We start from the raw sequence: 11,580 nt of genomic DNA, 5'->3' as shown, positions 1-11,580 counted from the left end.
TCAACGGATAAAAGGTACTCCGGGGATAACAGGCTGATACCGCCCAAGAGTTCATATCGACGGCGGTGTTTGGCACCTCGATGTCGGCTCATCACATCCTGGGGCTGAAGCCGGTCCCAAGGGTATGGCTGTTCGCCATTTAAAGTGGTACGCGAGCTGGGTTTAGAACGTCGTGAGACAGTTCGGTCCCTATCTGCCGTGGACGTTTGAGATTTGAGAGGGGCTGCTCCTAGTACGAGAGGACCGGAGTGGACGAACCTCTGGTGTTCCGGTTGTCACGCCAGTGGCATTGCCGGGTAGCTATGTTCGGAATAGATAACCGCTGAAAGCATCTAAGCGGGAAACTAGCCTCAAGATGAGATCTCACTGGGACCTTGAGTCCCCTGAAGGGCCGTCGAAGACTACGACGTTGATAGGTTGGGTGTGTAAGCGCTGTGAGGCGTTGAGCTAACCAATACTAATTGCCCGTGAGGCTTGACCATATAACACCCAAGCAATTTGACTACTCGAAAGAGCATCAGATTGCGGTGTGTGAAGACGAAACGAACCGAAAGTTCGACTGTACTCACAAAAGCAGCACAAAACACCGAAAGCTATCACATACCCATTCGCTGGAGCGTGAACCTGCAAAGGCCCACGACCTGGCTACCGAATTTCTTGACGACCATAGAGCATTGGAACCACCTGATCCCATCCCGAACTCAGCAGTGAAACGATGCATCGCCGATGGTAGTGTGGGGTTTCCCCATGTGAGAGTAGGTCATCGTCAAGATTAAATTCCGAAACCCCAATTGCGAAAGCAGTTGGGGTTTTGTTTTGCCCGTAGGAAAGTACTCCTCTCGTTACAACACAAATTTGCACAGTTATTTTCGACTCATGACACTAGAATAGGTCCAACTTTTTCGGAGCCAGAGCCCTTATGCCAGATTCGGTTGACGCCCCAGGGCTGTCAGAATTACCGCTGGACGATTTGGTGGCGTGCCATGAGTGTGACTTGCTGATGCGCAAGCCCGAACTCGCCCATGGCGAGAAAGCCCTGTGTCCGCGCTGCGGTTACGAGCTCTACGCCCATCGGCACAACGTGGTGCAGCGCAGTCTCGCATTGGTCATCGCCGCTCTGTTGTTGTATATCCCGGCGAACTTTTTACCCATCATGCAGCTCAATCTACTCGGGCAATCGTCGCAAGACACTGTCTGGACCGGCGTCGTCGGTCTGTTCGATACCGGCATGCAAGGCGTCTCGGTGGTTGTGTTCCTGTGCAGCATGGGAATCCCGCTGCTTAAACTGCTCTGCCAGTTGGCCGTGCTGTTGAGCATTCGCTTTGATATCGGACGTAGCTACGGCTTGTTGCTTTATCGCATTTATCACCATCTACGCGATTGGGGAATGCTTGAGGTTTACCTCATGGGTGTACTGGTGGCGATCGTAAAACTGGCAGATATGGCAGCCATTACCGTAGGTCTGGGTTTGGCATGCTTTATCAGTTTGTTGTTGGTCCAGGTCTGGCTGGAGGTTGTGATGTCGCCTCATCAGATCTGGCAGGCTTTGTCAGGAGAGGATGCCCATGCGGGCGATTGATGCAGGCATTCTGATTTGTACCGAATGCCATGAATTGAACAAGCAGGAAGCTGACACCGACGAGCAGACCTGCACCCGTTGCGGTGCGTTGGTACACGCCCGTCGCCCAAACAGTCTGGTGCGTACCTGGGCGCTGTTGGTCACCGCAGCGATTCTGTACATCCCGGCCAACGTACTGCCGATCATGACCGTCAGCTCACTGGGGCAAGGCGATCCGAGCACCATAATGTCCGGTGTTATCCAACTGGTTCAGCACGGCATGATTCCTATCGCCGCCGTGGTTTTTATCGCCAGCATCCTGGTACCAACGTTCAAACTCGTGGGCATCGCGCTGCTGTTGTTTTCAGTACAACGCCGCCAGCCACTCTCGGCACGTCAACGAATCTGGATGTACCGCTTTATCGAGTTCATCGGCCGCTGGTCGATGCTGGACATCTTTGTGATCGCCATCCTGGTGGCGGTCGTGAATTTCGGACGGCTTGCCAGCGTCGAAGCCAATCTTGGCGCCATCGCCTTCGCCAGTGTGGTGATTTTGACGATGCTTGCCGCAGTAACTTTCGATCCCCGACTGATTTGGGATAACACGGAGTCGGACGACGACCATGACTGATTTGCCTACAGCTAAAACCCGACCGGCCTCGAACTGGTCTGCCATCTGGGTGTTGCCCCTGATCGCCTTGATCATCGGCGGCTGGCTCGGTTGGCGTGCCTACAGCGAAACCGGCATCGAGATTCAGGTGCGTTTCGAAAGCGGTGAAGGCATTCAGGCCAACAAGACTGAGGTGGTCTACAAAGGCATGTCTGTCGGCAAGGTGAAAACCCTCAAGCTCGATGACGAAGGCAGCTCAAAAGGCGTGATCGCCACCATTGAGATGAACAAGGACGTTGAGCAATACCTCAAGACCAGCACGCGCTTCTGGCTGGTCAAACCGAGCGTGACCCTGGCCGGTATCACCGGGTTGGAAACCCTCGTGTCGGGTAACTACGTAGCCGTCAGTCCAGGCGAAGGTGAACCCACTCGCAAGTTCAAAGCCCTGGCCGAAGAGCCTCCGCTGTCAGACGCCAAACCCGGTCTGCACCTCACCATCAAGGCTGATCGTCTCGGTTCGCTGAACCGTGGCAGCCCGGTGTTCTACAAGCAGATCAAAGTCGGCCAGGTCAAAAGCTACTTGCTGTCGGAAGACCAAAGCACCGTCGAACTCAAAGTATTCATCGAGCCCACCTACGCCAATCTGGTGCGCAAACACACACGTTTCTGGAACGCCAGCGGCATCAGCATCGACGCCAACCTGTCCGGCGTGAAAGTGCGCAGCGAATCGCTCGCCAGCATCGTCGCCGGTGGTATCGCGTTCGCCACGCCGGAGAACCGCAAGGACAGTCCTCCCACCGATCCGAGCCTGCCGTTCCGTCTCTACGAAGATTTCGATGCTGCCGCGGCCGGTATTCGGGTCAAGGTCAAACTGAGCGATTTCGAAGGCCTGCAAGCCGGCCGTACGCCGGTCATGTACAAAGGCATCCAGGTCGGCAACCTGAAAGCGCTGAAGGTCGATCCGGACCTGAATGCCGCCACTGCCGAATTGACCCTTGATCCGCTGGCCGAGGATTACCTGGTCGAAGGCACTCAGTTCTGGGTGGTCAAACCGTCGATTTCGCTCGCGGGTATCACCGGTCTGGAAGCCTTGGTCAAAGGTAACTACATCGCCGTGCGACCGGGCGATAAAGGGGCCGCGCCGCAACGTGAATTTGTGGCCAGACCCAAGCCGCCACCGCTGGACCTGCGTTCACCCGGCCTGCACCTGGTGTTGTTCACCGAAAACCTGGGCTCACTGGAAGTCGGCAGTCCGATACTCTACAAGCAGGTCAAGGTCGGTTCGGTGCAGAGCTATCAGTTCTCCAAGAAGAAGAAACAGCTGGTGATCGGTGTACACATCGAGAAGGAATACGAAGGTCTGGTCAATGCGTCGACACGCTTCTGGAATGCCAGCGGCATCACGCTCACGGGCGGATTGACCGGCGGAATCCAGGTCAAAAGCGAGTCGCTGCAAAGCCTGATGGCCGGCGGCATCGCCTTTGAAACCCCGGAAGCCAAGGCGCCGTTGCAGAAGCGCATTCCGCGTTTCCGCTTGTTTGCCAACCATGAGGAGGCCAATCAGAAAGGCACCGTGGTCACGATCAAGGTTGATCGCGCCGATGGCTTGCACAGCGGCACTCCCGTGAGATTCAAAGGCCTGGATGTCGGCAAGATCGAAGACGTCGACCTCAGTGATGACCTGCAATCGGTGATGCTCACCGCACGAATCACCGAAGTGCCGGAGCGTATTGCCCGGGTCGGCAGTCAGTTCTGGGTGGTCAAACCTGAGCTGGGCCTGATCAAGACCTCGAACCTCGAAACGCTGGTGACTGGCCAATACATTGAAGTGCAGCCTGCGCCGAAAAACCTCGGCCCGCAGAAGAACTTCGTCGCCTTGGCCACTCCACCGGAGTCGGCCAAACAGGAAGCTGGCTTGAGTCTGGTCCTGAGCGCCGCGCGCCGTGGTTCGCTGAAGACCGGTGTGCCGGTGACGTACCGCGAGGTCACCGTGGGCAAAGTGACGGGTTATGAATTGGGCCAGACCGCTGACCGTGTGTTGGTACACATTCTGATCGAGCCGAAGTACGCGCCATTGGTGCGCAGCGGCACGCGCTTCTGGAACACCAGCGGTTTTGGTTTTGACTACGGTTTGTTCAAAGGCGCGACGGTACGAACTGAATCCCTGGAAACACTGATACAGGGCGGCATCGCCTTCGCTACGCCGGACGGTGATCGCATGGGCAGCCCGGCGCGACCTGAGCAAACGTTTCCGTTGTTCGACAAGTTTGAAGATGAATGGCTGACTTGGGCGCCGAAGATATCGCTGGGTAAATAATCTGTTGGCGGCTGTGAGGACGCCTTCGCGGGCAAGCCTCGCTCCTACAGGGTTCGGTGTCGATCACAGCCAATCCCTGTAGGAGCGAGGCTTGCCCGCGAAGAGGCCCTCAAGTTCACTTGAAGTCTCAGGTCAGCCCACAAAAAAGGCCGCGATCCATTTGGATCGCGGCCTTTTTTATTGCCCTGAATTAAGTCAAATCAAACCGCATCCAGCTCCGGCTCATCGGCTTCAACGTTAACCACAGCCTTCACCTCATCATGCCGACGAATGTACTTCCAGTCCGCCTCATCGATGTAGATGCCGTTCGGCCCGCTGCCACCTTCCAGGTCAATCGCCACACTGGCGCAGACCTGCGGTTTCACACTCGCCAGGATCGGCACGAAGCCCAACTGTAGGCTGGTTTCCAGCAACGCCGCCTGGTTCTTCTCGTCGATGTCCGCTGCCTCGTCGAGGTAGTACGGCAGGCGCACGCGACCGGCCTGGTCGCGGTCCATCAAGTGCAGCAACAAGTACATGTTGGTCAGCGCCTTGATGGTCATCGTCGTGCCGTTTGAAGCCGCGCCGTCGATGTCGGTGTGGATAACCGGCTGACCATTGACCTTGGTGATCTCGAACGCCAGTTCGAACAAGTCCTTGAGACCGAGCTGGTTGTGGTTCGCCGCCACCAGACGCGCCAAGTACTCTTTAGCTTCTTCGTTCTTGTTGTCCTGATCGGCGCTTTGGCTCAGGTCGAACACGGAGAGGGTCTCGCCTTCTTCGTACTGGCCGGCGCTGTGGATGATCTGGTCGATGTGCTTGAGCGCTTCCTTGTTCGGCGCGAGCACGATGCGGAAGCTCTGCAGGTTGGAGACCTGACGCTTGTTGATCTCGCGGTTGAACAGCGCCAATTGATGCTCGAGGCTGTCGTAGTCGCTGCGGATGTTGCGCAGGGTCCGGGCGATGTCGGTGACCGCCGCACGGCGTGCTTTGCCCAGAGTCAGCGCTTCGTCGGTACGGTGCGCATAGGCGTTGATCAGCAATTGCAGGCGACGCTCCATATCGTCTTCGCTGTCGAACTTGGCCACGCCTTTGAGGCGGACCTGAGCGTACAGCGCCTCGATCTGGCCATCGCTGCGCTGCAAACCCTGCCAGCTGTCCTGATAGTCGTTGAGCAGTGGCAAGAGGTTGTCCATGGAATCGTCAATCGGATCCATGAACGGCGTGCCGAACGGCATGTCAGCCGGCAGCAACTGACGGCGACGCAAGGCGTCGTCGAGGGTGCGTTGCTTGGCTTCCATGTCGCCGATTTGGCGGCCGACCAACTGCAGCTTGGCCGACAGTTGCTGGACGCGTTCGGTGAAGGCGTCGCTGGAGCGCTTCAACTCCTCCTGAGCCGCTTCCATCTGCGCCAATTGCTCAAGCTTGTCGTCTTCCTCGGCGCTCAGGGTTTGCGCGCGACGGAAATCTTCCAGGGCTTTCTGCGCGTCCAGCACTTGCTGATACAGCGCTTCGGTCTGGGTTTTGCTCGCGGCGCGGTCGGCGACCACGGTCGCTTGGGTTTTCAGCTGCTTGAGTTCTTTTTCCAGACGCTCTTTCTGATCGCGCAATGCCGCACGGTCAGCCAGGGCTTGCAGCGCTGGAGGCTCGATGTGCGAGATGTCGATGGACAGGCCCGGCACGTCGAAACGCTCACCTTTGAAGCCATCGAGGATCAGCTCCAAAGATTTGACCCACTTGCCGTCCTCGTCCAGCGTAATGCCGTGCTCACCCAGCGGCAGACTGAACAGCGCACTGTTGAACAGGCGCATCAAGCGCTCGACGTCCTGCTGCGAGAACTCTTCGCGCAGACGGGCGTAGCTGTTGTTGTCGGCGTGATCGAGTTGCTGCTTCACCGACTTCAGGCGTTTTTCCAGATCCCGCAGACGTTCTTCCAGGTCTTCGGCGCTGAACTGCCGCGATTGGGCCAACGCGCCGGCCAGTTCATCGTGCGCGTCTTTAGCCGCGAGCAGTTGCTGCTCCAGCACTTTGACGTCAGTGACCAACGCGAAGCGATGCTTGAGCACCGACAACTCGCCGAGCCAGCGCTGGATGCCGGTGATTTCCCGCTCCAGACGCATCAGCTCCTGAGTGCCGCCACGCTGATCGTTTTGCAGCGCGTCCTGCTCGTTGCGGTAGTGCTCGGCCTGAATCGTCAGCTCTTCCTTGCGCGCACTGGCGTAGTCCGACCAGGTGCCGAGCAACGAATCGAGCAGCGGCGAGATCCGGTGCAGTTTGCCGCGCAGAATATTGCGCTGGGTAACGCCTGCCGCGAGGGCTTCAACCAACGGGCCGGCGGTGACCAGCGAGTTGTAGTCCTGCTCCATGCGGCGTACATCGCGGAACGCTTCTTCGCACGCGGCGATGTAATCGACGCTGCCGGAACGCAGGCTGTGTTCGAAGGCGTCGAGGAACAGCTGCTTGAGCTTGGCCGCGGTGATTTCGCGCATGTGCAGCAAGTTGATGAACAACGCGCGGAAGGTTTTCAGGCTCTGCTCGCTGGTAGAGCGCAGCGGAATCAGCGTCAGGTCCAGCGGGATCGAGGTGTGACCACCGACCAGCAAACGACGCAGTTCATCCGGCTTAAGCTCATAGGCTTTCAGGCCCTCGCGCTCAAGGTTGGTGAACAGCTCTTTCTGCCGCAGGCAGGTGTCGTTCTTCTGGTAATGCGCCAGGTCCAGTTTGCCGGCATAGGCAAAGAACTGGTGACCGAATCCACCGCCCGGGCCGCGACCGACCACGCCGATCACGTGAGGACCGTGGGGCAGCGAGACTTCGACCAGGATGTAACTGGTGTCCGAGGCGAAGTAGAAACGCCGGGATTGTTCCAGGCTGTACTTGCCGAAACTCATGTCCGACATGCGCGCCAGAATCGGGAACTGCAACGCGTTGATCGACGCGGATTTACCGAGGTTGTTCGCGCCATAAACCGACAGCGGTTCTTCCAGCGGAAACAGGCCAAGGCTGTAACCGGCGGTGTTCAAAAGGGCAAAGCGGCGAATGCCGTAGCGTTCCTTGCTCATGCGTCGGTCTCCTGTTCTTCGGCAATGGCGCGGGCCATGGCGTCTTCTTCGCTTTCTTCTTCGAAGTCACTGAGGTCCAGCGGATCATCGGTTTGCAGCAGTTTTTCGTCGCTGTCGTCATCGATCAGCACCGGAACCGGCAGCGGCAGCACGCTGTGCAGGCTGGCTGCCAGATCGCGGTCCTGCTGAACGGACAGGCAGACATCAAGGAAACGGTGCATCGGCGGCAGGAAACGGTAGATGCCGTTTTCTTCGCCGGCGAAACCGAGTTGGGTCATGCGGCGCATGATTTTTTCTTCAAGTTCTTCGACGGTCTGCACTTCGGCCTGGATGAACAGGTCGCGGTACTTTTCCAGCAAGGACGGCAACTCATCGCGGCCGAGGCTACCACCGTCGAGCACGGCGACCGGGTCGCGGCCCTGGTCGGCCAGATGCTCAACGAGGATGAAGGTGAACAGCGCCAGGCGTTGCGCAGTCTTATTCACCGCCGCCGCAGCGAGGTCCGGCACAAAGTAGTAGAAACCACGGGTGTCGCAGACCAACTCATAGCCCAGCGCCCTGAACAGCGTGCGGTACTGGTCCTGGAAGTTCGACAGCTGCGCGTACAGCTCCGGGTCGCGGCGGCTGACGTGGTAACCCTTGAACAGCTCACGAAAGATCGGCGCGAGTTGGGACAGTTCGGATAGATCAAGATGCATGGGGGTTGCTCGCAGAATCCTCGGCGGCGCTGTCGCGGGCCGAGAGCAGGGCGAAGGAGCGCAGGCTGACCTGATGCTCGTGAGTGTGGTAATCGCGGCGTTCCAGACGCTCGCGTTTGAAGCGTTTTTCCCGCGACAGGCGCGAGAACCAGTAAAGCAATTCGTCGGTCGCGCCGTCCGGTTCTTGCTCCAGCAACCAGGTCATCAGGTCCGGCATCGGCAGGGCGTCTTCGCAGCGTTCGAGCATTTCGCGAACGGTACGTGGCGCGCGCGGTGCTTCGCCTTTCTGGGTCTTGTGGGCCTTGGGAAAGCGCGCCGGTTTCGGCTCGAAACGGGCCAGCGCGTACACGTAGGCTTCGACCTGACTGGCGCTGCCGAGAAAGGTGCTTTGCGGTCGGGTGAACATCGGCATCGCGGCTTGCGGCACCGCATCGATGCCTTTGCGACGGATCGCCGACAAGGCCAGCGCCGCGCCACGGGTCACGGCGTTGTGACGGCGCGCTTCTTCACGCAGCGGCAGCAGCAATTCACGGGCGTGACGCAGGGTCAGCTGGGCGCTGGTCTGCATTTCGAGGATGCGCGCGTGGGTACGCAGCAGCATGTCGTCGTCGACCAGATGGCCAAGTCGCTGCTGCTCGGTGAGCATCTTCAGCAAGACGTTTTCGACCTTGCGCACGCCTTGCTCGAAGGCGCCGTCGGCGTTCACCAATTGAATCATCGGCTCGACGTATTCGTCCCAGGTCGCCAGCACTTCAGCGTAACGCTGACGCAGCGGAATCTGCCGGTCGCTGGTCTTGGCGCGTTCGGCGACGGCCACCAGGGCCTGTTCGTCGTTGGCGAGTTTCTTCAGAACGTCACGTACGCGCATGTCGAGCAGGCGCAATTGACGGGCAAGGTCGTGGCCGTCGCGGATGTCGAAGGCGTCCTGAATGTAACCGGCCAGGCGTTCGAGATGGCGCAAATAGGCTTCGATCTCCAGGCACAGGCCCAGACGGTGCTCACGGCGCAGGTAAGCGAGGAAGTCGTGGATCTGCGCGTTGAGCTCGAAACGGTTCGGGCTTTTCGCCACGGGAACCAGAATGTCGAGGCGGATCCACACATCCAGCAGGCTGGTGATGTCCTGCGGCGTACTGTCCAGTTGCTGGGCGGCTAACTGTGAACGCAGTTCGTTGAGGCTCAAGGTGCCTTGGTCGAAGTGCTCGCACAGTGGCTCCAGAAGTGCCCAGTGTTCAGCGAGGGCGCGCAAGACGCGCTTGGGTTCGATCATCGGAATGGCCGGCTGGTTGGCGATTAAAAGCCGCGATTGTACTGCATCGGGACCGATGCGATTCACTCTCGGGACGGGCTGTAGCTGTTTCTAAGGGAAAGAGTATCGATCAAGCGCGGGCGATCTTGAGCGAAGGGCGGTAGAATCAGCGCACTTTAGTTATCCACAAGTGGCCGACCTTTGCTAATCGAGTCCCGTCGCCGCGCCTATTTGACCGCCATGCAGGTGGTCAACTGGCTGCCGCGCACCGAATTGCCCTTTGCCGCGCCCTCGCGCCCCGAGTTGCTGGAGGTGCCTGAGCCGCTGGTCGTCGCGCCGGTGGTGCCGGCCTCTGCGCCTGAGCCCGCCGCTAAAGCTGCCGCTGCACCGGTGGTAGCGCCGACGGAACGGGTCAAGATCGAGGTGCCGCGCCCCTCGTTGGCCAGCACGCGCACGAACGCCAAGGTCGAAGAAGAGGCCGCGCCGGTCGTGGCCAAGGCGCCGGTCGTGCCGCCACCGCGTTTCTCCCTGCAATTGCTGCGCGCCGGTCGTTGCCTGCTGTTGGTCGAGTTACCCACAGGCGAAGCGTTCCAGACCCGCGATCCTGCTTATCTGTTGCTCAAGGACATGCTGCGCGCCGCAGGTCTGCCGGACAGCCCGCAGATCATCGGCGAGCCGGTGCGCTGGCCGCTGCTGGTCCGGGGCAACATGGACCAAGGCCCGGAAGCGGCTCGGGACTTCGTGCAAGGATTCCTTTCGGCCCGGCTGGAAGATGCGCCGTGCGTCTGCGTGTGGCTGATCGGCCTGCCGGCGGTGCGTTTTGCTGGTGAAGCGAACGCCGAATCCTTCAACCGTGAACTCCAGGTCGAAGGCCTGGGCCCGGTCTGGGCCCTGCCGGGCCTGGAATTATTAATGGAAGAGCCACAGCGTAAGGCTGATGTCTGGCAAGCCATGCGTCGGCTGATGGCGCGCTGGAAAGAATCGAATGAGTGACGCTGTATCGTTCCGCCCGATGACCGAGGCGGACCTCGACGCTGTACTGAAAATCGAATACGCGGCGTACAGCCATCCCTGGACCCGCGGGATTTTTCTGGATGGGCTGGGCAAGTACCAGATCTGGCTGATGTTCGAAGGTTCGCAACAGGTCGGTCATGGCGTGGTGCAGATCATTCTGGATGAAGCGCACCTGCTGAACATCACCGTCAAACCGGAGAATCAGGGCCGTGGCCTGGGTTTGACGCTGCTGGAGCATTTGATGTCCCGGGCGTATGACGCCAAGGCGCGGGAGTGTTTTCTGGAAGTGCGCGACAGTAACCGTGGCGCATTCAAGTTGTATGAGCGGTATGGGTTTAACGAGATCGGACGGCGGCGGGATTACTATCCGGCGGTGGGTGGGCGGGAAGATGCCGTGGTCATGGCCTGCACCCTGGTTGACTGAGCCATTTTAAAAGCTTCGCGGGCAAGCCTCGCTCCTACGGAATTGGTGGCGTACACAAATGTGTGATCACCACTAATCCTGTAGGAGCGAGGCTTGCCCGCGAAGGCGTCCTGACTGACATCAACGATCAACGATTACCATCCATCGGATCCCGCCGCGCCAGTTCCTCTTCATCCAGCCCATTGCCCCCGCCAATATCGTCTTCATCGACAATGCTCAGATCCCAATCCGCCTGATTGCCTTCACCGGCCTCATGAGCATCCCGCGCGCCGTCTTCACGAATCAATGTTTCCGGGCTCATGTCATCGTCGGTAGACTCATGGTCATCGGTCGAGGCGCCAGTCATGCCTGCTTCACTCACGCGTTCCCGAGGCATCAGCCGTTCGCGCTCGTTTTGCGTCAGTTCGTCGCCGATTTTCGCGCTGGGCTCTTCCTCGTCGAAATCCAGCTCATTCATTGATCCCATGCGGTCTTCGTTGTCATCGATGGGCTCGGGTTGCGCCGCATCGTACGGACGTCGTGAATCAGTCATGGCAATTCCTCATACTGTGGGCCTTACTAGGGTGGACCCACTGGGCTCCCGAGAATTCCACCGGTCATACTTGCATCAAGCGCGTGACCCCGACGGGCGGTTGTCTGTCAAACCAGCGCATCATTCTTGAGGCTTTAACA

9 protein-coding genes and 2 rRNA genes (1 of these 11 only partly in view) are annotated in these 11,580 nt (G+C 59.0%); 7 read left to right on the top strand and 4 right to left on the bottom strand.

From position 1 onward, the window contains the following. The 5 genes from ACYZT6_RS22625 to ACYZT6_RS22605 form a co-directional block, all read left to right on the top strand. A 23S ribosomal RNA gene (locus ACYZT6_RS22625) occupies positions 1-482 on the top strand; it begins 2,410 nt to the left of the window's first position. 174 nt (positions 483-656) lie between these two features. Next, positions 657-772 (top strand): 5S ribosomal RNA (gene rrf / locus ACYZT6_RS22620). Positions 773-919: 147 nt separating this feature from the next. Next, positions 920-1,579: a paraquat-inducible protein A gene (locus ACYZT6_RS22615; RefSeq protein ID WP_462028699.1), complete on the top strand. Its 660-nt coding sequence runs from the start codon at positions 920-922 to the stop codon at positions 1,577-1,579. After that, a complete protein-coding gene (locus ACYZT6_RS22610) occupies positions 1,566-2,189 on the top strand; it encodes a paraquat-inducible protein A (RefSeq protein ID WP_462028698.1) in 624 nt (207 codons plus the stop codon). Before ACYZT6_RS22615 ends, ACYZT6_RS22610 begins: the two co-directional genes overlap by 14 nt. Beyond that, complete coding sequence (locus ACYZT6_RS22605) at positions 2,182-4,485, top strand: PqiB family protein (RefSeq protein WP_462028697.1); 2,304 nt, start codon at positions 2,182-2,184, stop codon at positions 4,483-4,485. The genes ACYZT6_RS22610 and ACYZT6_RS22605 overlap by 8 nt, the downstream gene beginning before the upstream one ends. Before the next feature lie 200 nt (positions 4,486-4,685). Here ACYZT6_RS22605 and mksF read toward each other — a convergent pair whose 3' ends face one another. Genes mksF through mksB form a run of 3 tightly spaced genes read right to left on the bottom strand, consistent with a single transcriptional unit; the run spans position 4,686 to position 9,491 of the window. After that, positions 4,686-7,526 carry an Mks condensin complex protein MksF gene (gene mksF / locus ACYZT6_RS22600; RefSeq protein ID WP_462028696.1) on the bottom strand — a complete coding sequence of 947 codons (2,841 nt, stop codon included), beginning with the start codon at positions 7,524-7,526 and terminating at the stop codon, positions 4,686-4,688. Next, positions 7,523-8,224 (bottom strand): Mks condensin complex protein MksE, encoded by a 702-nt coding sequence (gene mksE, locus ACYZT6_RS22595; protein WP_077749032.1) that lies wholly within the window; start codon positions 8,222-8,224, stop codon positions 7,523-7,525. The genes mksF and mksE overlap by 4 nt, the downstream gene beginning before the upstream one ends. Continuing rightward, positions 8,214-9,491 (bottom strand): Mks condensin complex protein MksB, encoded by a 1,278-nt coding sequence (gene mksB / locus ACYZT6_RS22590; RefSeq protein WP_462028695.1) that lies wholly within the window; start codon positions 9,489-9,491, stop codon positions 8,214-8,216. The genes mksE and mksB overlap by 11 nt, the downstream gene beginning before the upstream one ends. Before the next feature lie 219 nt (positions 9,492-9,710). On the opposite strand from mksB, the gene ACYZT6_RS22585 reads away from it, so the two are divergent. Continuing rightward, positions 9,711-10,463 (top strand): energy transducer TonB, encoded by a 753-nt coding sequence (locus ACYZT6_RS22585; RefSeq protein WP_462029999.1) that lies wholly within the window; start codon positions 9,711-9,713, stop codon positions 10,461-10,463. Continuing rightward, positions 10,456-10,908: a ribosomal protein S18-alanine N-acetyltransferase gene (rimI, locus tag ACYZT6_RS22580; RefSeq protein ID WP_403028632.1), complete on the top strand. Its 453-nt coding sequence runs from the start codon at positions 10,456-10,458 to the stop codon at positions 10,906-10,908. Before ACYZT6_RS22585 ends, rimI begins: the two co-directional genes overlap by 8 nt. A 127-nt stretch (positions 10,909-11,035) precedes the next feature. Here the strand turns inward: rimI and ACYZT6_RS22575 are convergent, their stop codons facing one another. After that, positions 11,036-11,440 (bottom strand): serine kinase/phosphatase, encoded by a 405-nt coding sequence (locus ACYZT6_RS22575; protein ID WP_462028694.1) that lies wholly within the window; start codon positions 11,438-11,440, stop codon positions 11,036-11,038. Positions 11,441-11,580 lie beyond the last annotated feature (140 nt).

The organism is Pseudomonas sp. RT6P73 (assembly GCF_054897715.1).
Note: the sequence above shows the minus strand (reverse complement) of the source record. Positions and strands in the feature narration are given on the sequence as shown.